We start from the raw sequence: 24,677 nt of genomic DNA, 5'->3' as shown, positions 1-24,677 counted from the left end.
CCTGCACTTCTTAAATATTTTCTAAAAGACGCCAAATAAATACATGATTGGAAACACAAACAACATGCTGTCGAAGCGATCTAAGATTCCCCCGTGACCTGGCAGGATATTCCCTGAATCCTTTACGCCATAATGACGTTTGATCGCCGATTCCACTAAATCACCAAATTGCCCAGCGATCGAAAAGAGGACCGTCAATAAAATCATCATGGCACTACCGTGTCCAAAATAATCTTTCCCAGGAAATGCTAATAGATACAAACCAGCTACGACCACCGCAGCAGCAATCCCGCCTAGGGCCCCTTCGATGGTTTTATTAGGAGAAATCTCCGGCCATAATTTTCGTTGACCGTAACGTCGTCCCACCATGTATGCCCCAATATCCGTTGCCCACACGATAAAGAGACCGAAAACTAAAACGACTAAGCCATCCGTTGCTGACCGTGCCGTCAAAAAACGTTCAAACCCGACACCGGTATATAAGCTAACGATCACCGGAAAGCCAGCTTCATCGATGGTATACGTATTTTTCGAAATAACCGCGATCCCTAGTAACAAAAGAACGATCAGATAAAACAAGGCACTTTTATCTGTCCCCTCTGGCAAAAAGAAAAACCAGCGTTCTTGAGGCAAAACTAAGATTACCGCTCCGAGGATTGAAAGAATTCCTTCAAAACTGAAAATAGCTAATCCTTTCATTCGAAATAATTCATAAACACCAATTCCTGCCATTGCTGCTGCCAGCAATTCGACGGCAATGCCGCCAATATAAATAATTGGCAGGAAAAAGGCTAATGCGACGACCGCAGTGATTACACGTTGTCTCACTCTTCTTCCTCCTTCGTTTTCAAACCGCCAAAACGCCGGTTTCGTTGTTGAAAGCTCCCAATCGCGTCCTCTAATAACGCAGAATCGAAATCAGGCCAGAGCGCCTTTGTAAAGAATAACTCGCTGTATGCAATCTGCCATAATAAGAAATTACTGATACGTTCCTCACCACTCGTTCGAATCACCAATTCAGGATCACGTAACGCGTTTGGTAAAAAACCAGTCATCAAATGCGTCCCCAGCATGTCTTCCGTGAGCTCTGGTAGAGCTTCGCCGGAAGCTGAGAGTTCTTCATAAAGTGCTTGGACAGCTGTCAAAATTTCCGCGCGGCTGCCGTAATTTAAAGCAAAATTCAAGATCATCCCGGTGTTATCTTTGGTTTGGTCGATCGCTCGCTTGACCGCTTCTTGTGTATGCGCGGGTAAAGAATCCGTGAACCCCATCACTTTGACTTGAACATTTTCTTTGATCAGATCAGGAACAAAGGTGTCGAAAAAGTCGACGGGCAGTTGCATCAAAAAGTCTACTTCCTCGTTCGGCCGTTTCCAATTCTCTGTCGAAAATGCATAAAGCGTCAATACCTTCACACCTAAGTGTGAAGCGTGTTTCGTGATTTTCTTTACCGTCTCCATGCCTTCTTTGTGGCCAGCTACTCTTGGCAAGCGCCGATTTTGCGCCCATCTGCCGTTGCCATCCATAATGATCGCGATGTGTTGGGGAATCGGCAGTGATGGATCAAATTCATGTTCAGCCGCTTCTTTGATATATTTGTCTTTTTGTGGAAAAAAACGCAGCATCGTATTCGCTCCTCTTCCAATTCTTGAAATTCATCTTTTACATTATAACAATAATCAGATTTCTTGCCTATGAAAACCAAGAAAAGATTTCTATATTAAGAAAAAACAAAAAAACAGCTGTCATATTCAAGTACATGAGCTACTTTCGCCCATAAAAAAAGAGCCGCTGAAGCGACTCTTCGTCATTCCTTTTAAACTTCAAGTAATTCTTGTTCTTTTTCAGCTGCGATGGCATCGATTTCTTTGATGCTGTTATCTGTAGCAGTCTGCACTTCTTTTTCAGATTCTCGCAAATCATCTTCTGTGATATCGCCAGCTTTTTCTTGTTTCTTGTAAGCTTCCATGGCATCCCGACGAATGTTACGGACGGCGATTTTCGCATTTTCAGCTTCTTTTTTCACATCTTTTGCTAATTCTTTACGACGTTCTTCCGTTAATTGAGGAATCACCAAACGAATCACCGTTCCATCATTGGCAGGTGTAATCCCTACATCACTTTGCATGATAGCTTTTTCTACTTCTTGGATCATTGTTTTGTCAAAAGGTGTGATCATCAAAATTCTTGCTTCTGGAATCGTAATTGAAGCCATTTGGTTCAAGGGTGTTGGTACACCATAATAAGTAACCATTACGCGGTCTAAGATGCTCGCGTTCGCGCGGCCAGCACGGATTTGTCCTAATTCCCGCTGCAAGTTTTCTGCTGCTTTTTTCATTTTGTCTTTTGCTTCTGTTAAAATTTTGTCAGCCATGTTATTTCCCCCTTACTGTCGTTCCAATATGTTCACCTAAAATGGCGCGGCGAATGTTTCCATGCTCATTCAAGTTGAATACGACTAATGGAATATCGTTGTCCATACTTAATGAACTTGCGGTTGAATCCATTACTTGCAATCCTTTAGAAATGACTTCTAAATGAGTCAATTCTTCAAATTTCACAGCACTTTGATCCGTTTTAGGATCTGCTGAGTAGACGCCATCAACATTGTTTTTTGCCATCAAAATGACATCGGCGTTGATTTCAGCTGCCCGTAAGGCTGCGGTCGTATCAGTTGAGAAATAAGGGTTTCCGGTTCCGCCGGCAAAAATGACGACCCGCCCTTTTTCTAAGTGACGTTCTGCTCTGCGACGAATATAAGGTTCTGCGATTTGACGCATTTCGATCGAAGTTTGGACACGCGTTGGTACACCAGCGTTTTCTAGTGTATCTTGTAATGCTAAAGCATTCATCACAGTCGCTAACATGCCCATGTAATCAGCTTGGGCTCTTTCCATCCCCATTTGCGCGCCGATTTGTCCACGCCAAATGTTTCCGCCGCCGACCACGATTGCCATCTGTACACCTAATTCGTGGACTTCCTTGATCTCTTTAACGATCTCTTGGATCGTCGGTGGTTTGATCCCAAAGCCTTCGTCACCCGCTAATGCTTCACCACTTAATTTTAATACAACACGTTGATATTTTGGTTTGCCCATCATGATTCCTCCGTACATTCTCCAATACTATTGTAGCATATTGGTGCTCTTTCGTTGAAAATTATCTACACTATTTCTTCAAAAACCGTTTTTGCTTAAAAAAAGGGAGCGCACTTCCATGCGTTCCCATCTGTTCGAGGAACAGAATTATTTTTTCACTTGGCTCATTACTTCTTCAACGAAGTTGTCTTCGCGTTTTTCGATACCTTCGCCGACTTCAAAGCGGACAAAAGATTTCACAGTTGCGCCTTTTGATGCAACATATTTTTCAACTGTCATATCTGGGTCTTTAACGAATGGTTGGTCAACCAAAGCGATTTCTGCTTTAAATTTCTTCAAGCGTCCTTCAACCATTTTTTCAACGATGTTCGCTGGTTTGCCTTCGTTCAATGCTTGTTCTGTCAAGACTTGTTTTTCATGATCCAATTCTTCTTGAGAGATTTGTGCTTCGTTCACGTAGCGAGGGTTGATCGCTGCAACGTGCATCGCAACATCTTTCGCAACTGATTCGTCAGTTGTTCCTTCAAGAACAGTCAATACAGCAATACGTCCGCCCATGTGTAGGTAACCGCCGAAAGCAGCATTGTCATCTTTTTCAACAACTTCAAAACGACGGAAGCTGATTTTTTCTCCGATTACTTGTGTTGCTTCGATCAACGCAGCATCCATTGTGCCTTTAGAAGTTTCTAATTTTAAAGCAGCATCCATATCAGCTGGTTTGTTCGCTGCGATTACTTCAGCGATTTCTTTTACTAAGTCTTGGAACATTTCGTTTTTAGAAACGAAGTCAGTTTCTGAGTTCACTTCAACGATTGCTGCTGTGTTGCCGTTGATCGCTACAGATGCTAATCCTTCAGCAGCAATACGGTCGTTTTTCTTCGCAGCTTTTGCCATACCTTTTTCACGTAATAAGTCTACGGCTTTTTCGATGTCGCCTTCTACTTCAACTAATGCACGTTTTGCGTCCATCATTCCTACACCAGTCATATCGCGTAATTCTTTTACTAATTTAGCTGTTACTTCTGCCATTTTTTGTTTCCTCCTAAATGTTTTTAAACAAGATTGCTTGTCTTTAAAAAAAGCTGTTTCAAAGGAGAGTGAGGCTTGGCGCCTAGCCTTTGAAACAGCTCCATCATTTATTATTCAGCTGATGCGTTGTCGCCTTCGACAACATCAACGATTTCTTCGATTGAAGTTGCGTTTTCTGTTGATTCAGCAGCAAAATCTTCTTCTGCTACTTGGTCTTCGCCTTGGTTACCTTCGATGAAAGCATCTGCCATTTTCGCAGTGATCAATTTAACGGCACGAATAGCGTCATCGTTTGATGGGATAACAACATCGATTTCGTCTGGATCACAGTTTGTATCGACCATCGCTACGATCGGGATATTCAATTTGCGTGCTTCTTGGATCGCGATACGTTCTTTACGTGGGTCAACAACGTACATTACATCTGGAATTCTTGGCATATCAGCGATACCGCCTAAGAATTTTTCAAGACGTTCGCGCTCTTTGTTCAAGCCAACGACTTCTTTTTTAGGAAGAACAGCAAATGTGCCATCTTCTTCCATTTTGTTGATTTGTTTCAAACGAGCAACACGTTTTTGGATTGTTTCCCAGTTTGTCAAAGTTCCACCTAACCAACGATGGTTAACATAGTATTGACCTGAACGGATTGCTTCTTCTTTGATTGCTTCTTGTGCTTGTTTTTTAGTACCTACGAACAATGCAACGCCGCCTTCTTCAGCAACATTTTTCATGTAGTCGTAAGCTGCGTCTACTAATTTCACTGTTTTTTGCAAATCAATGATGTAGATGCCGTTTCTTTCTGTGAAGATATATTTCTTCATTTTTGGGTTCCAGCGACGAGTTTGGTGACCAAAGTGTACGCCGGCTTCTAGTAATTGTTTCATTGAGATTACTGCCATGTTGTGTTTCCTCCAATTTGGTTTTTTGTTTTCCTCTCTTGCTCTTTTACTCCTTGAAGAACTGAATCGATCAGCACCGCTTCGCAGATGGAACAAGATGTGGGATTGACGTGAAAAACTCACGCCTTAAACAGTATACAGTAGCTAAAAAAGAAATGCAACTGATTCAAATGAAAAACTACGATTCGTGGTTCGGCTTTTTTTTAACGTTCTAATTCTTTTCTTATTATATCTAGGTTTTTTCGGTGTTATCTGCTATGATAAGGCTGACTTAATCAATCATGCTTAAAGGAGTTTACCTATGCGAAAAGCTGATCGCCATTTACTTATTAGACAAATCATTACTGAACATACTGTACGCACGCAAGAAGAATTATTGCAGCAATTGGAAGTCCAAGGAGTCTCCGCCACGCAAGCGACCATTTCTCGCGATATTCGTGATTTGAAAATCGTGAAAGTACCTGATGAGTCAGGTCAGACAAAGTTTGTCATTTTTCAAGGAATGCAAGCTTCTGAGGATGAAAAAGAAGAAGAGCAGCGCTTGATACAGATGATCGAAGACGTTGTCACTAAAGTAGATCGTGTGCAATTCATGACCTTGATCCATACCGTTGCGGACAATGCGCCTTTGCTTTCGGCAGCGATCGATGAAGTGACCATGCCAGAAAAAGTATGCTCGTTGGCGGGCTTTGATACAGTAGCGGTGATTTCCCGCAGCGACGAAGACGCCGAAACATTTTATCAATTTATCAGAAACCACGCGGTCTTATAAAACACTGAACAAATGTGACCTATCTGTATTTTTACTACAAAAAAGCTGTGTCCTTGTCGAAACAAGGATACAGCTTTTTTGTTACATTTTGTCGGGTGCATGTAAACCAAGCAACCGTAAATCTTCTTTTAATAAGGTCGTTACTGCATAAACTAGAGCCAGACGTGCGTCTTTTTCCGCATCTTCAGCCAAGATTTTCACATTGGCGTAATACTTATTAAAGGCCTGTGCCAATTTGATGGCATGTTTGGCAATGACGGATGGTTCATATTTTTCCGCCGCTTGCATGACCGTTTCTGGGTAGCGTTGGATCAATTTGATAACTTCCCAGCTCTCAGCGTCTGCCAACGCCAGACTGCTGACAGCAGCGGGATCAAAGTTGGCTTTTTCAAGAATGCTCATGGCACGGGCATGAGAGTATTGCACGTAAGGACCGGTCTCTCCTTCAAAACGGACAACTTCTTCTAGCGTAAAGTCGAAATTATTCAAACGGTCATTTTTCAAATCGTGGAAAACGACTGCCCCGACACCAACTTGTTTTGCTACTTCTTCTTTGTTTTCAAGGGTTGGGTTCTTTTCAGTGATTTGTTCTTTTGCTGAATCGATCGCTTCATTCAATACTTCTTCTAAAAGAACGATCTTGCCTTTTCTTGTAGACAGTTTTTTCCCATCTTTGGTGATCAACCCAAATGGTACGTGGGTCATATCATCTGCCCACTCAAAGCCCATTTCCTTCAAAACAGCTTTTAATTGTTTGAAGTGATAACTTTGTTCATTCCCTACCACGTACAATGATTTTGCAAAGTTGTAGGTCCGTTTGCGGTACAGTGCGGCAGCCATGTCCCGTGTGATGTAAAGGGTCGCACCATCGGATTTGCGGATCAAGGCTGGATTTAAGTCATAGGCAGCCAAATCAACGATTTCTGCCCCTTGGTCTTCTTTCAGCAAGTGTTTTTCTTCTAATAATTCCACGACTTCTGTCATCTTATCATTATAGAAAGCTTCGCCATTCAATGAATCAAAGGAAACTTCCAAAATATCGTAGATTTTATTGAATTCTTTTAATGATTCATCACGGAACCATTGCCACAAATCCATTGCTTCTTGGTCACCATCTTCTAGTTTCTTGAACCAAGCTCTCGCATCATCTTCTAATTGCTTATCTGTCTCGGCTGCTTCATGAAAATCAACATACAAACGTAATAGTTCGTTGATTGGTTCCGCTTTGACCGCTTCTTCTGACCCCCACTTTTTATAGGCAACAATCAATTTCCCAAATTGTGTGCCCCAGTCGCCTAAATGGTTGATGCGAATTGGCTGATAACCGATTTTTTCTAAAATAAAGCCGATCGAGTTACCAATCACAGTGGAACGCAAATGCCCCATTGAGATGGGTTTGGCAATATTTGGTGAAGACATATCGATCGGTACTGCTTGCTGATTGCCGATGGTTTGATCGCCAAAATGATTTTTTTCTTTGAGAACCAGCTCTAAGACGTGGGCAGAGATTGCTTTTTTATCCATAAAGAAGTTTAAATATGGACCGACCACTTCAATTTTTTCAAAAGACGCTTGATCGATTTTTTCTGCTAAGTCTGCGGCAATTTGCTGCGGCGCTTTCCGATAGACTTTTGCTAGCGAGAAGGCTGGGAATGCCACATCCCCATGGTCGGCTGACTTTGGATTTTCCAGTAATTGCTGAACTTGTTCGATCGATAGATCTTCTTTTACTACTTGATGGATCGCTTGTGCGACGATTTCTTTGTTATTCATAGTATCCCTCCTATAATGACTGAGCCCATGTTTTGATGAAAAGTTGTTTGAAGCAAGCAAACAGCTGTATGTTTTTTATGCAAGAAATGATTGATAAAAACAAAAAAAGCCTCTAGCGCATAACATGCACTAGAGACGAGATTTCCCGCGGTACCACTCTGATTGTCCTTTTCGGACCCACTTTTTTCTGATAACGGCAGAATTCCGTTTGCTTGGCAAATTCTCACAAGTGCGTTTCACAATCTGATCAATTCGGCTTCCACCACCCCGAACTCGCTAACTGATACTCGAATCGCTACTTCTCTTGTTTCATCAAATCAAGGCTATTTACTTCCCAGAAAGTATAGCAAAGAAATGTTTGTTTGGCTAGCGAGATTTTGGCATTTTCAAAAAAAATTATTTTATACTTTAGGAATAAATAGATCTCCGGCAGTCACTGCCATGATTGCTTTGATTGAGTGCAAACGATTTTCGGCTTGATCAAATTGACGGGCATACTTACTGCGAAAGACCTCATCAGTGACTTCCATCTCAGAAATTCCATACGCCTGCGCTGCTTTTTTGCCATACGTGGTCTGATCATCATGAAAAGCCGGCAAACAGTGCATAAAAATCACTTGATCATTTTGGGTTTTTTTCATCAACGATTGGTTTACTTGATACGGCAGCAGCTGTTCGATCCGTTCTTGGAATTTTTCTTCTTCACCCATTGATACCCAAACATCGGTATACACGACATCGGCGCCTAGAACACCTTGATCCACATCATCAGTCACCAAAATCTTTGCCCCAGATTCCTTGGCATAGGCTTGTGCCTGTGCGATGATGGTTGCTTCTGGCTGCAAGGCCTTTGGGGTGACGACATGAATATTGACCCCTAAAATCGCACTAGTCACTAACAAAGAATTGGCGACATTGTTGCGCCCATCCCCACAGTATGCGATGGTCAAGCCAGTCAGCTCACCAAAGTTTTCTTGAATAGTCAAAAAATCAGCGATCATTTGTGTTGGATGCCATTCATCCGTTAAGCCATTCCAAACAGGTACGCCTGAATAGTTGGCCAGATCTTCGACAACTTGCTGACTAAAGCCGCGAAACTCTATCCCGTCAAACATGCGGCCGAATACTTTGGCGGTATCTTCAACGGATTCTTTAGTCCCCAACTGAATATCATTGGCCCCTAAAAATTCCGGATGCGCCCCCAGATCTACCGCTGCAACCGTAAAGGCTGCTCGCGTCCGTGTCGAATTCTTTTCAAACAAAAGTGCAATGTTTTTGCCATCTAAATAACGATGTGGTTGATTGTTGGCCTTCATCCCTTTCAAGTGCTGGGAAAAATCAATCAAATATTGTAGTTCTTCTTTAGTAAAATCCTTTTCTGCTAAAAAACTGCGTCCTTTAAAAACCGATGTCATTGCATACCCGCCCCTCCATTAATTAATAAATATACACAATGATATCAAATGATGAAATAAAATACAACGAAATCTTCTGTTTGCTCATAAATGAAACAAAAAAACACCTAAGAACGGATCTTAGGTGCTATCATCTTAAGAAATCGGATGGGCAAAGCTGACACTTGGATCAGCATTCAATGAAAGGTCTGCTAAGCGCTGCTTTTTCAACGCAACATGGGCATAGGCACCAATCATGGCCGCATTATCTCCGCAAAGACGCAATGGTGGAATCAACAATTCCACTTCCGGCAATTCCTGCATCGCTTCTTGTAAAGCGTCACGCAACCCTTGATTCGCGGCGACCCCGCCAGCGACGATCAGCTGGTTTACTGGATAGGCTTGGCATGCCCGCAACGTTTTATGAACCAATACTTCGACAACGCTGGCTTGGAAACTAGCTGCTAGATTTTCTACTGACAAAGCTTCCTCTCTTTGCTGTGCATTATGCACAAAATTGATAAAGGAACTCTTCAAGCCGCTGAAACTAAAATCAAAATTATCTTCTTGTATCATTGCTCGAGGAAAGTGATACGTATCACTGCCTAGATGCGCAAGGCGATCAATTTCTTTTCCACTAGGATAAGGCAAACCCAGAACACGACCGACTTTGTCATAGGCTTCTCCAGCGGCATCATCTCTCGTTTCACCGATGATCTCAAAAGAGCCATCTTCTGCCATATACACCAATTCGGTGTGGCCACCGCTGACCAATAATGCCATTAAAGGAAAAACCAATGGCTTCACTAGACGAGCTGCATAAATATGTCCTGCCATGTGATTGACCGGAATCAGTGGTAAGCTGTGGGCCCAGGCAAAGGCTTTCGCTGCAGAAAGTCCAATCAATAATGCCCCAACCAACCCTGGACCATAGGTGACAGCAACAGCTGATAATTCTTCAGGCTGTGTGTCAGCCTGTGTCAATGCTTCCTCGATGCATAAAGTAATCTGTTCAACATGGTGACGACTAGCGACTTCTGGTACGACACCGCCGAAGCGCTGGTGGCTCTTGATCTGCGAAGCAACAATGTTACTTAAAATGGTGTCACCGTTTTTAATCACTGCCACACTTGTTTCATCACAACTGCTTTCAATGGCTAAAATCAACTCATTCATTTGATTTTTGTCCGCCTACTTTCTTTTCCATAATCAACGCATCCTCTTCAGGATGACTGTAATATTTTTTTCTACGACCGATGACTGTATAGCCCATACGTAAATAAAGAGCTTGTGCTTGCAAATTCGACACGCGCACTTCAAGATAGATTCGCCGACCATCAGTTTGTTCCACGATCGTTTCCATTCGTTTCAACAATTCTTTCGCCAAACCTTGCCCTTGATATGCTGGTAAAACCGCTACATTAAACAGCTCTGCTTCATCCAGCACTTGCTGAAAACAGAGAAACCCAATCAGCTCTTGATTAGTTTTTCCATAACGGAACAAATAGCGACTGTTGCTGTTTTGCAAATCTTGTTGAAATTGCTGTAGATTCCAAGGCGAGCCAAAGGGATAGCTCTGATCTGCCAATGACCAAAGCATTTGCGGTGTCGGGATCGTTTGATCTGCTTGTTCGTTAGTCATTTAAAAATTTCACCATATCCAATGCGTCTTCATTGCCTTCGGTGTAGTACGCCGTTTTGATCGCCTGTGAAACAAACCCGAGGGTCCGATACAAACGTTGCGCATCACGATTGCCCAGGCGAACTTCTAATGTCAAACGGTCGCATTTGTTTTTCCTTGCATAACGTTCGATTTCTCCTAGCAAGAAAGAACCGATCCCTTTTCCTTGATAATCAGGAATGATCGCGATATTGGTGATATGGGCATCAGCGCCTAAAATCCGCACCCCGATAAACCCAATCATCCGCTCATTATGCAAGATGCCCAAATAAAGATGTTTGACCCGTGAATAAAGCTCTGACAAAAAGGCGCTTTTGGTCCAAGGCAGTTCCCCAGCATACACGAGACGCTCCACCTGCAACAGCTCTTTAATGTCATCACCGACTAATTCACGAACAACATATGTTTCCCCTCGTATCTCTTTTTTACGCTCTGGGTATTGAATCTGACGGAAAAGAGCCAGCTTTCCCGTCATCGTTTTAAATTTTTTCAACATAGGCATCCACTCCCGGTTCATGCGAGGCTAACCATTTTTCTTCGGCTTCAACTAATTTTAAATAGTCTGGTACAAAATCATGGATCGAAGCTACCGGCGCTTCTTCTTTCGCAATAGCAGCTAAAACCACGCCATTCGGGTAATTCCATAACGACACTTGATTGATATGGGCTGTCGGCAGCTCCGCCTCGATCATGTCTTTAAATTTGATGGTATCGGCGCCGACAAATAGCACTTCTTGACTATCGACTGCTTTTAGCTGGGTCAATAACTCAGACAGTGAGATATGCTGGTCTTTGATCCTTGTTTCTAAGGTCCCATTATGCCATTGGTAGGCACCTGCGTAGACATTTTGACGGCGAGCGTCAAACAACGGAACGATCACTTGAGATACGCCCACGCAATTGGCAGCGACTGTTTTCAAACTAGAAACACCAATCAGCGGGATGTTCAATGTTTGTGCCAGCGTTTTTGCTGTTGTGACGCCGATTCGCAAACCTGTATACGAACCAGGACCTTTCGCAACAACGATTTGCTCCAGCTCTTTAGGTGCCATCCCCACCGCTTGCATCAATCCATCAATGGCAGGCATCAATGCTGTGCTGTGGTTTTTGATCGCCATCGTCTGGCTTTGTCCCAACACTTCTTGACCATCGACCACCGCAACCGCCAGTGTCTGGTTTGAGGTATCAATCGCTAATGTTTTCATCTATCTTCTCCCCATTCAAAAAACTCTCTCATATTCTACCATATTCTAATCAAATGCCCAACCAAGTCTCCAAAAAGATGCCTGCGTTTAGAAAAAAAGCAATAGGACAACAATACCCGAACCTTTGAAAAAAGCAAGCGCGGCTGCAGCTGCAAACCGACGAGGCTGTTTAAAGGTTCGGGTAAGGCGATATGCATTTTTTTGTTATTCCATTAAAACTCAGTTGCGTGTGTAACGACATCCTTCGTTGATTCAACTGGTTGCTAGGAAGATTGGCGCGTAATCAGTTCCGTTGCGATCGTAACTTTGCGAGGAACGGGTGCTGCATTCGTAATTATATCCAGCAAGGTCGTTACTGCCAACTCTCCCAGCCATTCCGTATGAACTTTGATAGTTGACAGAGTCGGAAAGACGTACTTTGCAACACTGACATCATTGAAGCCAATAATTGCAATCTCATCAGGAATCTTGATGTTTTTTTCTTGCAAAGCACGCATAGCGCCAATCGCTAAGGCATCACTGGAAGCAAATAGAGCACTTGGCAACTCTTTGTTTTGCTGCAAATACTCTTTCATCGCCTCATAACCGCCCTCTACTGTAAAGGGTGCGCTGAGATGATATTGCGGGTGGTGCAACTTCAACCGGCGGAGCCGTTCCTCAAAAATCCGGCGCCGAGGGTCTTCGATTTCTTGGTGATGATCCTTGGTAAACTCAACGCCTGATAACAAACCGATCCTTTGGTGGCCTTTTGCAATAAAGTCATCGATCACTAAATCCACCGCTTGTTGAAAGTCCACCACCAGAGAATTGACGCCCTGGGACAATGCGTCAAAATCGACCATCAACAAATTGGATTGGCTTTTTTTCAATTGTCGAATCTGGTGATCATCGAATTTTCCTAGTGCAATCGTTCCATCGACGGCGGTATCAGTCAATCCTTCATAAGGTTCTTTCAGCAACCGAATCCCTAATTCTTCGGTTTTATTTTCAATCCCGATACGGATCGCTAAGTAGTAAAGATCCGCTAATTCTTCCTCGGTATCAAACCATTGGATCAAGCGCATACTACTGGTTTCCGGCTGACTCTTCTTTTTATGTTTTGTGTAATTGAGTGCTTCTGCGGCTTTAAAAATTTTCTCTTTGGTTTCAGAGCTGACCGATAATTCTGAATCGTAATTCAGCACCCGTGATACAGTGGCTGGCGAGACGCCAGCCTGTTGTGCAATATCTTTGATCGTTGCCATCTTCCAGCCTCCTTTTTTTGCGGGGAACTTTTTTATAAAGTAGCTATAAAGCGAGCAAAGGCCGCTTGTCCTGTCTGGTCTCGTTTGAAGACGCCTGCATGCGTCAATACTTGTGTAAAGACTTCCCCTAATGCATGACGTAAAATCTGCGACACGTTTTCGGCATTGCATTCTGGGTACTGGGCTTTGATCGCATCTGCCCAAGGAATATGGTATGCCGCGATCTGATTGGGCTGATCCAATAGATAAGCAGTCACTTCTTCTAGTTCCGGAGCTAAACGCGGTGGGAGAACTGCCAAGCCCATGACTTCAATCAATCCGATATTTTCTTTTTTGATATGCTGCACTTCTTGATGCGGATGAAAAATGCCGTCAGGATGTTCTTCGGAAACATTATTATCCCGCAAGACTAAGTCCATTTCAAACAGCTCTCCTTGCTTGCGTGCGATCGGTGTCACCGTATGATGAGGCGTTCCATCTTCTGAAAAGGCATTGATCGAAACACTTGGATCTGAGTACTGTTGCCATTGTGCTAACACATATTGGCAAGCGGCGGCTAATTTTTGTTTGTTTTTCGCTTGTAGTCGTATCACCGACATTGGCCACTTCACGATCCCCGCAGCGACATCAGGAAAACCAGTCAAAGAAAAGCGTTGCTCGATCGGCGCTTTTGCCATGGCAAACGTGTGCCGTCCTCCTTGATAATGGTCATGAGACAAGATCGAACCACCAACGATCGGCAGATCGGCATTGGACCCGACAAAATAATGCGGCATCACTTCAATGATCTGCAACAAGCGAGCAAAGGTTTGCAAATTGATTTTCATAGGACGATGATCTAAAGAGAGAAAAATCGAATGCTCATTGTAATAGGCGTATGGAGAATATTGAAAGCCCCATGCTTCATTATCCAAATTCATGCGAATGATCCGATGGTTGGTCCGTGCTGGATAATTGACTCGTCCTTGGTAGCCTTCATTTTCCAAACACAACATACATTTCGGATAATCTACAGAAGCAGCGGCACCTTCTTGGGCAATTTGCTTGGGATCTTTTTCAGGTTTTGACAAATTGATCGTGATCTCGATCTCCCCATACTCCGTATCAACAGGAAAGACGATATTTTTAGCGATGGCCCGGGTCTTGATGTAATCATTTTGACGGCACAGCTCAAAGAAATAATCCGTCGCTTCTTTAGGATCATTGGCATAATGCTGCGCAAAAAAAGCATTGACTACTGAAGGTGGTGGCGTCAAAAAGTCCATCAACTGGGCTTCAAAGATTTCTCTTTCTGCTTGAGAATCACCAATTTGCTGATTGCTCAAAGCGCATGCCACTAGTTCGTCCATCAATTCAATCGAGGAACGAGCAACAGAACGAATTTCGCTGGGCTTAAAAACAGCTTCCCCGATCATGGCTAGTACTCGGTTTTGCAAATAAATACGATCCATTTCCATCCAGCCGCCAGCCTTGATTGCTAAAGTGACGAAATCGCTGATTGTTTGGCTGATCGTCATTGGTTATTCCTCCTGCCCTTGATACCCATTTGGATGGCTGACATGCCAATTCCAAGCAGTTTCGATGATTGCTTCGACGTCGGTATAGACTGGTTTCCAGCCTAAAACCTTTCGTGCTTTTTCACTCGATGCCACTAAGGTACTTGGATCACCGGCACGGCGCGGCGCCACTCTGGCTGGGATCTCTTTTTTCGTTACATTGCGGGCAGCTTCCACCATTTCTTTCACAGAGTACCCATGATTGCTGCCTAGATTGAAGACATTGCTCTCATTGCCTTTTTGTAAATACTCTAATGCCAACAGGTGAGCAGCGATCAGATCTTCGACATGAACATAATCGCGGACACAAGTACCATCTGGAGTATCGTAATCCTCCCCAAAAATCGCTACCTCTTTACGTTGTCCTAAAGCAGCTTGCAAGATGATCGGTACTAAGTGTGTTTCTGGATCATGGTCTTCACCGATCGAAGCATCCGACTTCGCGCCAGCCACATTGAAATAACGCAATGCGACATACTTCATTCCATAGGCTTCATCGCACCAACGCATCATTTTTTCCATGATCAACTTGCTTTCGCCATATGGATTTTTAGGATTTGTTGGGGTTTCTTCCGTGATTGGACTATGGTCAGGTTCCCCATAAGTTGCTGCTGTAGAGGAAAAGACGATATGTTTCACTTGATGTTCCTTCATCACTTCTAAGAGGACCTGCATCCCATACACATTATTGTTGAAATACTTCAATGGTTTTTCTACGGATTCTCCCACCAAAGAGCTGGCAGCAAAGTGAATCACGCCATCGATCGTTTCTTTTTCAAATACCGATTGTAAAAATGCTTTGTCGCGAATATCTCCTTCATAAAAGGTTGCTGCTGGATGGATCGCTTGGCGATGTCCTGTCAGCAAATTGTCAACGACAACGACTTGTTTTCCTTGTCCGATCAATTGATCGACTGCATGAGAACCGATATAGCCGGCTCCTCCTAATACTAAAATCGCCATATTTTCAGCCTTCTTTCTTCATTCCTTCATCGTTTCTTATTCTACAGTTTTCGTGCACCATCATCAATACTTGCTTGATAAATGTCGGTTGCGTAGCCGATTTCTGCTAAATAGGTTGCTTTGACGGACGCTTCAAAATCAGCCCATTCACTTGCTTTGACCAATGCGATCCCGCAGCCGCCAAAGCCCGCACCAGTCATCCGCGCACCTAAAACAGCAGGATGCGCTTGAGCAGCTGCGACTAATGTATCTAGTTCACGCCCTGTCACTTCATAATCATCCCGCAATGAAGCATGGGAGGCATTTAACAATTGGCCGAATTCTTCAAGATCACCAGCAGTCAAAGCGGCTTTTGCTTTTAATGTCCGTTGGTTTTCCGTCACTGCATGTTTCGCCCGTTTGATCAAGAGTGGATCATCGATCAATGCTGTATTTGCAAAAAAGGTTGCTTCGTCTAATGCGCCCAATGAATCAATGGCTAATGATTTTTGCAAACGAGCTAATGCTTCTTCACATTCTGCACGTCGTTCATTGTATTTAGAATCAGCCAATTCGCGGCGCTTATTGGTATTCATGATCGCTACGACATAATCGCCAAATGCCGCTGGTACGACTTCATAATTTAAAGTGTTCGTATCTAAAAGCAATGCATGGTCTTTTTGACCCATTCCGATCGCAAATTGATCCATGATCCCTGAGTTAACGCCAATAAACTCATTTTCGACTTTTTTGCCGATTTTAACTAAGTCCAAGGTCGTCAGGGTTAAATCAAAGAGATCTTTTAGACAAACCCCCGTCAGCAATTCAATCGATGCAGAGGAAGAAAGACCTGCGCCATTGGGAATGTTGCCATAAAAAGCGATGTCAAAGCCACGATCGATCCCTTGCCCCGCTTCTTTTAGGAAACGAACGACCCCTTTTGGATAGTTTGTCCAATCATCTTCTTTTCGGTAATCCAGCTCATCTAACGAAAAGGAAATTACGCCTTTTTCTGGAAAGTTTTCTGAATAGAGTTGGATCAACTGGTCTTCACGTTCTCGTGCTACTGCATACGTCCCTAATGTGATTGCCGCCGGGAAAACATAACCGCCATTGTAATCTGTGTGTTCACCGATCAAGTTGATTCTCCCTGGCGCAAAATACATGCCTGTGCCTGCTGTTCCAAATTTATCAATAAAGATCTGTTGCAATTGCTCCATTTTTCTCACTCCTACTTTCTTTTTAGTAAACTTATTGTAAAATATTTACTAAATCATTTCAAGCGTTTTCAATCCCAAAAGTGATTTTTTTTGATATTTTTTCCGTTTTCATTCATAATGAACCTATAACTAAAGGCGAGGTGTTTAATGATGAAACGATTTCTTTCAGGATTTTTAGTAGGAACAGTCGCAACGGTTGCTGCAGCTGCAAGTGTTGTTATGACGGTCAAGAAACAAGTGATTGATCCAATTGATGAACAACAAGCGGATCATGATGAAAAACGGAAACGTGCGATGCGTAAAAGCGTTGCCCGTTAATCATTTGCTACAAAAGAGCCGTCAGCCTTCAATAGGCTGGCGGCTCTTTTAGGTATCATTCTTCCTTCTCCAGTAAGTCCTGCAAAATCACGGCTTGATTTTGTTCTTCATTTTTCGCTCCGTATAGTAAGGTCACGGTCTCTTGTTCAGCAACCAACGTTTTTAACTGTGCCAAGGCATCTTTGGCTGGCGTTTTCTCTAATTCTTGTAGATAGCGGTCTTTAAACGCATCAAAACGTTCAGGATCATGCCCAAACCATTTGCGCAATTCAGTACTTGGTGCGACTGCTTTAAGCCATAGATCGATCTGTGCTGTCTCCTTTTTCATTCCTCTGGGCCAGATGCGATCCACCAATACCCGATAGCCATCTGTCGTTTCCGCCGCTTCATAAATTCTTTTTCGCTTGATCAATGCACACTCTCCTTACTGATAGACCTAAGTTCTATAAATAAAGGCAAAAGCCCACAATGTAACTTGAACAATGACTTACTTGAAACACTCCGTTTGGTGTTTCGTCGCTCATTCAAATTTGCTTGTGTTCTTTTGCCTTGAGTTCTCTGTTTTATAAACTATTTTTCTTTTTCGTCTTGCCGCTCCAGCCTTCATACCCTTCTTTTAGGATATAGACGTTGGTAAAGCCTTCTTTGCGTAATTTATTTGCTGCCCGAATGCTCAACGATTTACGCGTGTCATATAAGTAGATCGGTTGATCTTTACGAAATGCGCTGAAGGAATTCGTCAAAACAGTAAAGGGAATATTACGCGCCCCTAAAATATGTCCACTGTCAAACTCATTTTTTTCCCGAACATCGATCACTTGGGCTTTCTTCATTCCTGCTTTGAATTCATCTTCTGAGATGATCGTTGCTGAACGGCGTCCCATGATTTGAAAATACGCCCAGTTCAAAGCGATTGCTAAGATAATTAATGCCAAAACCAAGTTTAGCCACATAATTGGTGTCATTTCTTCTATTCCTCTCTGTTGTAACAATCATTCTTTTTTTGATGTATGCTGCTTGAATGTATCATTGCCTAGCAGCTTGTCATCTATGCTTTTGCTGCAAATTGCAAAGCTAATGATGCTGCCCCGATCACACCGGCGTCATTCCCAAGTTCTGCCAATTTGATTTCGGTACTTTCCGTTACCTGTGGGAAGGTAAACTGAGCAAAGTAGGCAGCAACCCGTTCACGTAAAAATTCACCGGCTGCTGATACGCCTCCACCTAAAACGATACTTGATGGATTTAATGTGTTTCCTAGGTTTCCGCATGCCAACCCAAGGTAGAAGCACACTTTATCAACGACCATCAAGCCAAATGGATCGTTTGCTTGAGCCGCTTCAAAAATATCTTTACTTGAAACATCTTCCCCATTGTCCAGCTGTTGTTTCAATGCCGAGTCGCCAGCATATTCTTCTGCTAGCTGTCGAGCAACTCGCACAACACCCGTCGCACTAGAAACCGTTTCTAAACAACCACGTTTGCCGCAAGTACATTCAAACCCTTCAGGATCAACAGTGATATGACCGATTTCTCCAGCACAACCAGCAACCCCATGAAGCAATTGCCCTTCCATGATGATACCGCCGCCAACACCTGTACCTAGTGTGATAAAGATGACATCAGGATTGTTATCCCCTGCCCCTTTCCAACGCTCACCTAAAGCTGCTACATTGGCATCGTTATCGATGGCAAATGGGATTTTTGTGCCTTTTTCAATCAGTTCTTTGACTGGCTGAAGTGTTTTCCAGTTCAGATTGTAGGCACCGATGACGGTTCCTTTGTCACGATCGACACTTCCTGGTGTCCCCATACCAATACCGATAAATGCTTCTGGCTGTAAACCATATAATTCTAGGCGATGATTGATCGATGCCACGATTTCTGGCACGATATGTGAGCCTTCATCAAGAATATTGGTGTCAATACTCCATTTTTGCTGAATCTCGCCTTCGCTCGTTAAAATAGCGAATTTCACAGTTGTTCCGCCTAAATCAATTCCGATGATTTTTTTGTCCATCACTTGTTTTCCTCCCGGCTTTCTTCAATTCGATGCTCCCGCGTAAGAATTCGCCGGGCAGTCAGATATACATCCCGATCTATCAAGCGACTGTCATAAAAGTTCTTCAGCTCGATTTGCATCAGTTCTATATCGTAGATCCGCTTGCCGACATATACGTAAACACCAAATTGTTTCAGTAATTGTTGTACGTCATATAACGTTTCCATTTAACCACTTCCTGCTTATTATACAAGTAATTAATATTTTTTAAAACCATATATCACAAAAATAGCCAATAAGAAAACAAAGAGTACGCCAGAAAGGATTCTGGTGTGGATCGAATATTTTCCGTAGTTCTTTGGCAATGCCAAAAGATTCCCTAACAATAACCCACCGAGGATCCCCCCAATGTGTCCCCACATATCGATCGTTTGATCAAACACCCCAAAAACTAGGTTCAATCCAACGAATAAGGCAAATTGCCGTACCATTGCTTGGATGCGATAATCATTTCTAAAATGCCAACCTAAGATCAAAAATGCCCCAAAAAGTCCAAATAAAGAAGTACTAGCGCCTGCTGATTGAACCCCTATTTGGTTGAATGCGAAACTCATGGTATTGCCCATGATGCCGCTTAGTAAATACAAGGCAAAAAAGCGGCTATGACCATAGATGGCTTCTACTTGCTGCCCCATATAATAGAGAATCACAGAGTTGATCGCAAAATGTGCCAACCCGAAATGTAGAAAAATTGGGGTAACGAAACGCCAATATTCATTTAAATAGACGACAAACGGACCAAACATCACCCCGCCTGATTGAATAGAGGGACTAAAATAACCTAAGATAAACACAATTGTTTGGATAGCTAAAAACAGATACGTGAAGACCGGCTGATTCAGCCATCTTTTCATTTGAGAATTCATTGACGTGCTCCTTTACGTGCGAATAAGCGAATCCGTATAGATTTTATCGATTGGGATGTCGAATACATCTGGTGTCCATTGATCGTTGAATTGTTCTCCGAAAACCAAAGAAACGGTCTTGCCATCAAAAGCTGATAAGAAACGATCAAAATAGCCACCGCCAAAGCCGATGCGATAGCCTGTTTTCGAAAAAGCCAAACCGGGAACAATCAGCAAATCCAAGTGATGGGCTTCTTGCTCACTGATCGGCTCTTCAACCCCAAATGCCGACGTTTCATAACGCGTTGCCGGCTCCACATGATAAAACTGCAATTTTTTTTGTTGTGCTTTCGGCACTGCGATTCGTTTGTTTTGTTCAAATCCTTTAGCAAAAATAGCCGCTGTATCAAATTCAAATGGCAACGAACGGATCACACCTACTGACTCAGCCGTTTGCCAAATCTGAGAAGAAAACAGCAACTGCAAAATCACCGTTTCTTTCTGCTGCTTTTGCTTGATCGGCATTTTTTTTAATGTTTGGATCATGTGCTCTCTAATGACTGGTTTTTCCATTGGATCACTCCTCTCAGAAATAGTACCAAAAACTGTGTCCAAATAGCAAACTAGAATCGCAGATTTCTTGGCATGATCATGACTTTTTGCTTATCGCCCCTTGCGTCGGATCAGTAAGTAGACGAAGTACGGTGCCCCTACGATAGAAATGATGATACCAGCTGGGATCTCACCGCTTGTCAATAGTAAACGGCCGATCGTATCACTGACTAAGACTAGCAGACTGCCGATCATTCCGGCTAAGAAAAAGGCACTGCGAGATTCTCTGCCGATGAGCCCCTTGGCGATATGAGGCGCTAATAAGCCAACAAAGGCTAAATTACCGGTATAGCCAACCGTACTGGCAGCCAAACCAACCGCGATCACTAAAAACCACGTCCGCAAACGGGTCAAAGAAACCCCTAAGCTAATTGCCTGCTCCTCGCCAAAGCCAAGTAAATTAAGCCTTGGTACGGTCCAGAACGCTGCGGCAGACAATACGATGACCCAAGGAAGCAGACTGGTGATTTGCTGCCAAGAAGTTCCCCAAATCGAACCTGAAAGCCATGCTGCTACAAAGCGATAGCGATCTTTTGATAATTCCACCGTAAAAAGTAAGGTAGCCGCCGCCAACCCTGCATTGACAGCGATTCCCGCCAGCAGCACTCGCTCCATCGACAACAATTGGTGGTGCTTATAGGCAATCAAATAGACCAGTAATGCAGCTAATAAACCACCGATGATCCCAACAAAAGGCAAGAGCTGCGATCCTTGGGTATAAAACCCTAAGTAGATCATTACAAAGAGACCCGCGCCATTGTTGATTCCTACGATACTTGCATCAGCCAGCTCATTTCTCGTCACCCCTTGCAAGACAAACCCAGAAAAACCAAAGGCACCGCCGGCGATCAATGCCAGACAAGCCCGTGGCAGTCGAAACTCAGTAAACGTCAGTACTTGACTTGAAGACGCCGTTCCTTGAAAGATTGCGCCTAATGTTTGAAAGGTTAGGATTGTTTTTCCTACCATGACACTTCCTAAAAAAGCGGCCATCACCAGTAGAAAAAAAACAAAGAGTGTTTTTTTCATCAGTCTTCCCTCCGTATCTTGACCAATAGAAAAGGCACACCGATCAACGCCATCAGTATCCCAAATGGCGTCTCAAAAGGGGGATTGATCAAGCGACCTGCCAGATCAGCGGCCATCACTAGAGTCCCGCCTCCGATGATCGTCAAAGGCAAAATCAGTTGATAGTTTTTACCCACCATTCCTCGCACGACATGAGGAACCATTAAGCCGACAAAACTGACCGGTCCAACAAGCGAAACCGCCATTCCCGCCAAAACTACGACTAACAGTAAGGCAGATGCCCGAATCAGATGCGGGTACTTCCCTAATGAAATAACGGTGTCATCTCCTAGCGCTAACAGATTGAGGGCTTTTCCTAGACGTAGCACAAAAACGATGGCTATCAGATAGATGGGTCCCACAAAACGCAGCTGTTGCCAAGTCACATTCGCCGCACCACCGATAAACCAAAAGGCTAGCTCTTGGTTTAAATCAAATTGCAATGACAGAGTTTGACTAATGGCTGAGAAAAAAGAACTTAATGCCACACCAGCCAAAATCAGTCCCGTGGGCGACATGCCTAGTTTGGCGTATCTGGTCAGTAAAAAAAGCAGCCCAGTTGCCGCAAACGCACCAAAAAAGGAAAACAGCGCCGCTTGACTCGGTTGCACACTAGGAAAGAGGATAAATGCGATCGCTAGTCCCAAGGCAGCCCCACTATTGACACCTAAAAGACCACCGTCTGCCAAGGGATTTCTCGTAATCCCCTGCATGATGGCTCCTGTAACAGCAAAACAGCTTCCTACTAGAAAAGCAGCCAAAACACGCGGCAACCGAATATTGCGCAAGACTTGATGCAGCTGATTCTCATAATCAAAAGCAAAGACAGCATCCCCAATCGTTTCAAAAGAAAGGTTGGCCGCTCCTTGAGTGATCGCTAAAAAGAAACAGATAATAAAGCAGCCGCTAAAAAGCAGCAGCAACCAAGGAAATTTTTTCATGCTTGGGCTCCTAACTCATAGGTCAAGACCAACGGCTTTGTACTATTAGGAAAGGTACCTAACACGGCATCGATTTCAAACAAACGTTGCAGCCATTCTTTGGTCAGCACTGTTTCCGGTGTACCGGAAACCAAAAGCTCTCCACCTTTTAATGCGTAAATATAATCAGAAAAACGTGACGCATGATTCAGGTCATGAATCGACATAATGATCGTTTTTCCGTAGGTTTTATTGATTTGCTGTAATAAGAGCAAAATTTCTAATTGATGCGCAGGATCTAAAAAAGTCGTTGGTTCATCTAAAATCACGATATCCGTATCTTGCGCCAGTGCCATGGCAATCCATACGCGCTGTTTTTGTCCCCCTGACAGCGTACTGATCGTTTCATCTGCCAGTGGCGTCAAACCCGTTGCCTGCAAGGACCAGTCAATCGCTGCAAGATCTTGTTCCGATAGACTATTCAGTCCTTTTTGATAGGGAAAACGACCGTAAGAAACGATTTCGCGAATCGTCAAGCCAATCGATGAGTCGCTAACTTGAGAAAGCAGCGCAATCTTTTTAGCCACTTCTTTGGTTTTAATGTTCTGTAGGTTTTGGGTATCTAATAGGACCTCACCAGACAAAGGCTGTAAAATTCGGGCGAGTGCCTTTAAAAATGTCGATTTTCCACTGCCATTCGGACCAATCAACCCGATGATTTTTCCTTCTGGTATCTCGATTGTTAGATTTTGCACAATTTTTTGTTTTTGATAGCCGACACTCAAGTCAACTGTTCGTAATTTCGCCATATTCGTCCCCAAAATAATTGATTGATAATGCTTATCAATTATGAATGTAATCCTGCTATTCGTCAATAGTTCTAAAAAAAGGAAATAAAAAAATATGATTGACAAACGAGGGATTCTTCGTGATAATAGCTATCAGCAAATGAGAACTATTCTCAATTAAAGCAATAAGTGCTCAACATGTAACAAAGGAGGAAGTGTTTTTATGAAACAATGGTCAAAAAGAAGTACTTGGCTTACCCTACTAGCTGCCTGCTCCCTTACCCTACTGGGTGCTTGCGGCACGAATAATGACTCAACGGATAGCAGTGGATCAGCCACTACTTCTTCAGAAATAGCAACAACCTTTACCGATGCGATGGGAAATGAAGTCACTGTTCCCGAAAACCCACAACGGGTGATCGGTAGTTATTTGGAAGATTATTTGGTTGCTTTAGGGGTAACACCGGTTGCTCAATGGACCGTCGGCAATGACAGTGATCAAGCATACTTGCAAGACAAACTAGCAGATGTGCCAAGAATCAATTATGATCTGCCCTATGAAGATGTCTTGAGCTTTGAACCAGACCTGCTACTGATGGACAGCAGTTCCATGGTGGAAGGTGACAAATATGAACAATACAGCAAGATCGCGCCAACTTATGTGGTCACAAATGGCGAAGACGTGACCTGGCGTGAACGCTTGACAGATATCGCAAAGGTCTTACACAAAGAAGAGCAAGCTGCCCAAGTAGAAGCCGATTATGATGATTTAGTCGCTGCTACCAAAGAAGCTTATGCTGATCAAATCAAAGGCAAGTCGATCGCTGTTTTATGGGTGGTCAATAATTCCGTCTTTATGGTTTCAGAAACAAAATCAAGTGGTCAGCTACTTTATCATGAACTCGGTTTTGAAGTTCCCACACTAGTTTCAGAAATCAGTGAAAGTGCCACTGCCGATTGGTCTGCAGTTTCTCTTGAAAAGCTGGCAGAATTGGATGCCGATTACTTGATTTTAGTGAATAGTGATAAAGGCGCTGATTTTTTCAGTGAACAAGTCTGGCAAAATCTCGATGCAGTCAAAAACAATCATTTATGGGAATTCGGCCCTGAATCAAGCTGGCTCTACAACGGTCCGATCGCCTATACCAAAATGATCGAAGATATCCAGAGCAAATTGGACTAATGGGTTTCAAGAAATTCGTCAAGTAAAACTACTTAACAAATTTCAGGAAAAAGCTAGCATTCCCTCAC

28 protein-coding genes and 1 other annotated feature are annotated in these 24,677 nt (G+C 43.3%); of the genes, 3 read left to right on the top strand and 25 right to left on the bottom strand.

The features are described from left to right. Nucleotides 1-21 precede the first annotated feature (21 nt). The 6 genes from IGI78_RS05755 to rpsB all read right to left on the bottom strand — a co-directional run bounded on the left by IGI78_RS05755 (nt 22) and on the right by rpsB (nt 5,026). Nucleotides 22-828 (bottom strand): phosphatidate cytidylyltransferase, encoded by an 807-nt coding sequence (locus tag IGI78_RS05755; RefSeq protein WP_077452615.1) that lies wholly within the window; start codon nt 826-828, stop codon nt 22-24. After that, entirely contained in the window at nt 825-1,625 is an 801-nt protein-coding gene (locus IGI78_RS05750; protein ID WP_081118766.1) for an isoprenyl transferase, read from the bottom strand. Before IGI78_RS05750 ends, IGI78_RS05755 begins: the two co-directional genes overlap by 4 nt. A gap of 191 nt (nt 1,626-1,816) precedes the next feature. After that, entirely contained in the window at nt 1,817-2,374 is a 558-nt protein-coding gene (frr, locus tag IGI78_RS05745) for a ribosome recycling factor (protein WP_077452616.1), read from the bottom strand. Between the two features lies 1 nt (nt 2,375). Beyond that, the gene (pyrH, locus tag IGI78_RS05740; RefSeq protein WP_005229433.1) at nt 2,376-3,098 is read right to left on the bottom strand and encodes a UMP kinase; all 723 of its coding nucleotides are present in this window, start codon (nt 3,096-3,098) and stop codon (nt 2,376-2,378) included. Between the two features lie 147 nt (nt 3,099-3,245). Next, nucleotides 3,246-4,127: a translation elongation factor Ts gene (gene tsf / locus IGI78_RS05735; RefSeq protein WP_005229432.1), complete on the bottom strand. Its 882-nt coding sequence runs from the start codon at nt 4,125-4,127 to the stop codon at nt 3,246-3,248. A 110-nt stretch (nt 4,128-4,237) separates the two neighbouring features. Further along, nucleotides 4,238-5,026, bottom strand: a complete 789-nt coding sequence (gene rpsB / locus IGI78_RS05730; protein ID WP_005229426.1) for a 30S ribosomal protein S2 — start codon at nt 5,024-5,026, stop codon at nt 4,238-4,240. Between the two features lie 301 nt (nt 5,027-5,327). On the opposite strand from rpsB, the gene IGI78_RS05725 reads away from it, so the two are divergent. After that, entirely contained in the window at nt 5,328-5,798 is a 471-nt protein-coding gene (locus tag IGI78_RS05725; RefSeq protein WP_005236999.1) for an arginine repressor, read from the top strand. 81 nt (nt 5,799-5,879) lie between these two features. Here IGI78_RS05725 and argS read toward each other — a convergent pair whose 3' ends face one another. The 10 genes from argS to IGI78_RS05675 form a co-directional block, all read right to left on the bottom strand. Further along, nucleotides 5,880-7,571, bottom strand: a complete 1,692-nt coding sequence (argS, locus tag IGI78_RS05720) for an arginine--tRNA ligase (protein ID WP_081118767.1) — start codon at nt 7,569-7,571, stop codon at nt 5,880-5,882. A 128-nt stretch (nt 7,572-7,699) separates the two neighbouring features. After that, nucleotides 7,700-7,893, bottom strand: a binding site (T-box leader). Nucleotides 7,894-7,972: 79 nt separating this feature from the next. Next, the gene (gene argF / locus IGI78_RS05715) at nt 7,973-8,986 is read right to left on the bottom strand and encodes an ornithine carbamoyltransferase (protein WP_077452618.1); all 1,014 of its coding nucleotides are present in this window, start codon (nt 8,984-8,986) and stop codon (nt 7,973-7,975) included. Nucleotides 8,987-9,121: 135 nt separating this feature from the next. Further along, nucleotides 9,122-10,141: a tRNA (adenosine(37)-N6)-threonylcarbamoyltransferase complex transferase subunit TsaD gene (tsaD, locus tag IGI78_RS05710; protein ID WP_077452619.1), complete on the bottom strand. Its 1,020-nt coding sequence runs from the start codon at nt 10,139-10,141 to the stop codon at nt 9,122-9,124. After that, nucleotides 10,134-10,607 (bottom strand): ribosomal protein S18-alanine N-acetyltransferase, encoded by a 474-nt coding sequence (rimI, locus tag IGI78_RS05705; RefSeq protein WP_081118768.1) that lies wholly within the window; start codon nt 10,605-10,607, stop codon nt 10,134-10,136. The genes tsaD and rimI (IGI78_RS05705) overlap by 8 nt, the downstream gene beginning before the upstream one ends. Continuing rightward, nucleotides 10,600-11,142 carry a ribosomal protein S18-alanine N-acetyltransferase gene (gene rimI, locus IGI78_RS05700; RefSeq protein WP_005237007.1) on the bottom strand — a complete coding sequence of 181 codons (543 nt, stop codon included), beginning with the start codon at nt 11,140-11,142 and terminating at the stop codon, nt 10,600-10,602. The genes rimI (IGI78_RS05705) and rimI (IGI78_RS05700) overlap by 8 nt, the downstream gene beginning before the upstream one ends. Beyond that, nucleotides 11,126-11,851, bottom strand: a complete 726-nt coding sequence (tsaB, locus tag IGI78_RS05695; protein WP_081118769.1) for a tRNA (adenosine(37)-N6)-threonylcarbamoyltransferase complex dimerization subunit type 1 TsaB — start codon at nt 11,849-11,851, stop codon at nt 11,126-11,128. Before tsaB ends, rimI (IGI78_RS05700) begins: the two co-directional genes overlap by 17 nt. Before the next feature lie 263 nt (nt 11,852-12,114). After that, on the bottom strand, nt 12,115-13,095 hold the full coding sequence (locus IGI78_RS05690) for a LacI family DNA-binding transcriptional regulator (protein ID WP_081118770.1): 981 nt from the start codon (nt 13,093-13,095) through the stop codon (nt 12,115-12,117). Between the two features lie 32 nt (nt 13,096-13,127). Next, nucleotides 13,128-14,612 carry a UDP-glucose--hexose-1-phosphate uridylyltransferase gene (gene galT / locus IGI78_RS05685; protein WP_081118771.1) on the bottom strand — a complete coding sequence of 495 codons (1,485 nt, stop codon included), beginning with the start codon at nt 14,610-14,612 and terminating at the stop codon, nt 13,128-13,130. Nucleotides 14,613-14,615: 3 nt separating this feature from the next. Continuing rightward, on the bottom strand, nt 14,616-15,614 hold the full coding sequence (galE, locus tag IGI78_RS05680) for a UDP-glucose 4-epimerase GalE (RefSeq protein ID WP_081118772.1): 999 nt from the start codon (nt 15,612-15,614) through the stop codon (nt 14,616-14,618). 41 nt (nt 15,615-15,655) lie between these two features. Then, complete coding sequence (locus tag IGI78_RS05675; RefSeq protein WP_081118773.1) at nt 15,656-16,813, bottom strand: galactokinase; 1,158 nt, start codon at nt 16,811-16,813, stop codon at nt 15,656-15,658. A gap of 150 nt (nt 16,814-16,963) precedes the next feature. Between IGI78_RS05675 and IGI78_RS05670 the strand changes: the two genes are divergently transcribed. Then, the gene (locus IGI78_RS05670; protein WP_017144401.1) at nt 16,964-17,131 is read left to right on the top strand and encodes a DUF3042 family protein; all 168 of its coding nucleotides are present in this window, start codon (nt 16,964-16,966) and stop codon (nt 17,129-17,131) included. Between the two features lie 55 nt (nt 17,132-17,186). Here IGI78_RS05670 and IGI78_RS05665 read toward each other — a convergent pair whose 3' ends face one another. The 9 genes from IGI78_RS05665 to IGI78_RS05625 all read right to left on the bottom strand — a co-directional run bounded on the left by IGI78_RS05665 (nt 17,187) and on the right by IGI78_RS05625 (nt 23,447). Continuing rightward, nucleotides 17,187-17,543 (bottom strand): DUF488 domain-containing protein, encoded by a 357-nt coding sequence (locus IGI78_RS05665; RefSeq protein WP_077452625.1) that lies wholly within the window; start codon nt 17,541-17,543, stop codon nt 17,187-17,189. Nucleotides 17,544-17,694: 151 nt separating this feature from the next. Beyond that, on the bottom strand, nt 17,695-18,096 hold the full coding sequence (locus IGI78_RS05660; protein WP_016613157.1) for a rhodanese-like domain-containing protein: 402 nt from the start codon (nt 18,094-18,096) through the stop codon (nt 17,695-17,697). Nucleotides 18,097-18,179: 83 nt separating this feature from the next. Continuing rightward, nucleotides 18,180-19,151, bottom strand: a complete 972-nt coding sequence (locus tag IGI78_RS05655; protein WP_005229395.1) for an ROK family glucokinase — start codon at nt 19,149-19,151, stop codon at nt 18,180-18,182. Further along, nucleotides 19,151-19,360, bottom strand: a complete 210-nt coding sequence (locus IGI78_RS05650) for a YqgQ family protein (RefSeq protein ID WP_005229394.1) — start codon at nt 19,358-19,360, stop codon at nt 19,151-19,153. Before IGI78_RS05650 ends, IGI78_RS05655 begins: the two co-directional genes overlap by 1 nt. 30 nt (nt 19,361-19,390) lie before the next feature. After that, on the bottom strand, nt 19,391-20,059 hold the full coding sequence (locus IGI78_RS05645) for a rhomboid family intramembrane serine protease (protein WP_005229393.1): 669 nt from the start codon (nt 20,057-20,059) through the stop codon (nt 19,391-19,393). Between the two features lie 12 nt (nt 20,060-20,071). Next, nucleotides 20,072-20,611: a 5-formyltetrahydrofolate cyclo-ligase gene (locus IGI78_RS05640; RefSeq protein ID WP_081118774.1), complete on the bottom strand. Its 540-nt coding sequence runs from the start codon at nt 20,609-20,611 to the stop codon at nt 20,072-20,074. Nucleotides 20,612-20,701: 90 nt separating this feature from the next. Continuing rightward, entirely contained in the window at nt 20,702-21,679 is a 978-nt protein-coding gene (locus IGI78_RS05635) for a FecCD family ABC transporter permease (protein ID WP_081118775.1), read from the bottom strand. Next, nucleotides 21,679-22,659 (bottom strand): FecCD family ABC transporter permease, encoded by a 981-nt coding sequence (locus tag IGI78_RS05630; protein ID WP_077452629.1) that lies wholly within the window; start codon nt 22,657-22,659, stop codon nt 21,679-21,681. The genes IGI78_RS05635 and IGI78_RS05630 overlap by 1 nt, the downstream gene beginning before the upstream one ends. Then, nucleotides 22,656-23,447 carry an ABC transporter ATP-binding protein gene (locus IGI78_RS05625; RefSeq protein WP_081118776.1) on the bottom strand — a complete coding sequence of 264 codons (792 nt, stop codon included), beginning with the start codon at nt 23,445-23,447 and terminating at the stop codon, nt 22,656-22,658. Before IGI78_RS05625 ends, IGI78_RS05630 begins: the two co-directional genes overlap by 4 nt. A 202-nt stretch (nt 23,448-23,649) precedes the next feature. Between IGI78_RS05625 and IGI78_RS05620 the strand changes: the two genes are divergently transcribed. After that, on the top strand, nt 23,650-24,609 hold the full coding sequence (locus tag IGI78_RS05620) for an ABC transporter substrate-binding protein (protein WP_081118777.1): 960 nt from the start codon (nt 23,650-23,652) through the stop codon (nt 24,607-24,609). Nucleotides 24,610-24,677: the final 68 nt, after the last annotated feature.

It is taken from the genome of Enterococcus sp. DIV1767, assembly GCF_050542585.1.
GTDB lineage: Bacteria > Bacillota > Bacilli > Lactobacillales > Enterococcaceae > Enterococcus_D > Enterococcus_D innesii.
This window is presented reverse-complemented; position numbering and strand designations above follow the sequence as displayed.

What these genes read in the sequence shown, in the direction of transcription:
- pyrH (WP_005229433.1), bottom strand. Translation starts at nt 3,098, where the DNA reads ATGGGCAAACCAAAATATCAACGTGTTGTATTAAAATTAAGTGGTGAA.
- rpsB (WP_005229426.1), bottom strand. Translation starts at nt 5,026, where the DNA reads ATGGCAGTAATCTCAATGAAACAATTACTAGAAGCCGGCGTACACTTT.
- IGI78_RS05640 (WP_081118774.1), bottom strand. Translation starts at nt 20,611, where the DNA reads ATGGAAAAACCAGTCATTAGAGAGCACATGATCCAAACATTAAAAAAA.
- rimI (WP_081118768.1), bottom strand. Translation starts at nt 10,607, where the DNA reads ATGACTAACGAACAAGCAGATCAAACGATCCCGACACCGCAAATGCTT.
- IGI78_RS05620 (WP_081118777.1), top strand. Translation starts at nt 23,650, where the DNA reads ATGAAACAATGGTCAAAAAGAAGTACTTGGCTTACCCTACTAGCTGCC.
- frr (WP_077452616.1), bottom strand. Translation starts at nt 2,374, where the DNA reads ATGGCTGACAAAATTTTAACAGAAGCAAAAGACAAAATGAAAAAAGCA.
- tsf (WP_005229432.1), bottom strand. Translation starts at nt 4,127, where the DNA reads ATGGCAGAAGTAACAGCTAAATTAGTAAAAGAATTACGCGATATGACT.
- galE (WP_081118772.1), bottom strand. Translation starts at nt 15,614, where the DNA reads ATGGCGATTTTAGTATTAGGAGGAGCCGGCTATATCGGTTCTCATGCA.
- IGI78_RS05670 (WP_017144401.1), top strand. Translation starts at nt 16,964, where the DNA reads ATGAAACGATTTCTTTCAGGATTTTTAGTAGGAACAGTCGCAACGGTT.
- IGI78_RS05630 (WP_077452629.1), bottom strand. Translation starts at nt 22,659, where the DNA reads ATGAAAAAATTTCCTTGGTTGCTGCTGCTTTTTAGCGGCTGCTTTATT.
- galT (WP_081118771.1), bottom strand. Translation starts at nt 14,612, where the DNA reads ATGACGATCAGCCAAACAATCAGCGATTTCGTCACTTTAGCAATCAAG.
- IGI78_RS05675 (WP_081118773.1), bottom strand. Translation starts at nt 16,813, where the DNA reads ATGGAGCAATTGCAACAGATCTTTATTGATAAATTTGGAACAGCAGGC.
- IGI78_RS05690 (WP_081118770.1), bottom strand. Translation starts at nt 13,095, where the DNA reads ATGGCAACGATCAAAGATATTGCACAACAGGCTGGCGTCTCGCCAGCC.
- IGI78_RS05650 (WP_005229394.1), bottom strand. Translation starts at nt 19,360, where the DNA reads ATGGAAACGTTATATGACGTACAACAATTACTGAAACAATTTGGTGTT.
- tsaB (WP_081118769.1), bottom strand. Translation starts at nt 11,851, where the DNA reads ATGAAAACATTAGCGATTGATACCTCAAACCAGACACTGGCGGTTGCG.
- IGI78_RS05645 (WP_005229393.1), bottom strand. Translation starts at nt 20,059, where the DNA reads ATGAATTCTCAAATGAAAAGATGGCTGAATCAGCCGGTCTTCACGTAT.
- argS (WP_081118767.1), bottom strand. Translation starts at nt 7,571, where the DNA reads ATGAATAACAAAGAAATCGTCGCACAAGCGATCCATCAAGTAGTAAAA.
- IGI78_RS05635 (WP_081118775.1), bottom strand. Translation starts at nt 21,679, where the DNA reads ATGAAAAAAACACTCTTTGTTTTTTTTCTACTGGTGATGGCCGCTTTT.
- IGI78_RS05660 (WP_016613157.1), bottom strand. Translation starts at nt 18,096, where the DNA reads ATGACACCAATTATGTGGCTAAACTTGGTTTTGGCATTAATTATCTTA.
- tsaD (WP_077452619.1), bottom strand. Translation starts at nt 10,141, where the DNA reads ATGAATGAGTTGATTTTAGCCATTGAAAGCAGTTGTGATGAAACAAGT.
- rimI (WP_005237007.1), bottom strand. Translation starts at nt 11,142, where the DNA reads ATGTTGAAAAAATTTAAAACGATGACGGGAAAGCTGGCTCTTTTCCGT.
- IGI78_RS05750 (WP_081118766.1), bottom strand. Translation starts at nt 1,625, where the DNA reads ATGCTGCGTTTTTTTCCACAAAAAGACAAATATATCAAAGAAGCGGCT.
- IGI78_RS05625 (WP_081118776.1), bottom strand. Translation starts at nt 23,447, where the DNA reads ATGGCGAAATTACGAACAGTTGACTTGAGTGTCGGCTATCAAAAACAA.
- argF (WP_077452618.1), bottom strand. Translation starts at nt 8,986, where the DNA reads ATGACATCGGTTTTTAAAGGACGCAGTTTTTTAGCAGAAAAGGATTTT.
- IGI78_RS05655 (WP_005229395.1), bottom strand. Translation starts at nt 19,151, where the DNA reads ATGGACAAAAAAATCATCGGAATTGATTTAGGCGGAACAACTGTGAAA.
- IGI78_RS05725 (WP_005236999.1), top strand. Translation starts at nt 5,328, where the DNA reads ATGCGAAAAGCTGATCGCCATTTACTTATTAGACAAATCATTACTGAA.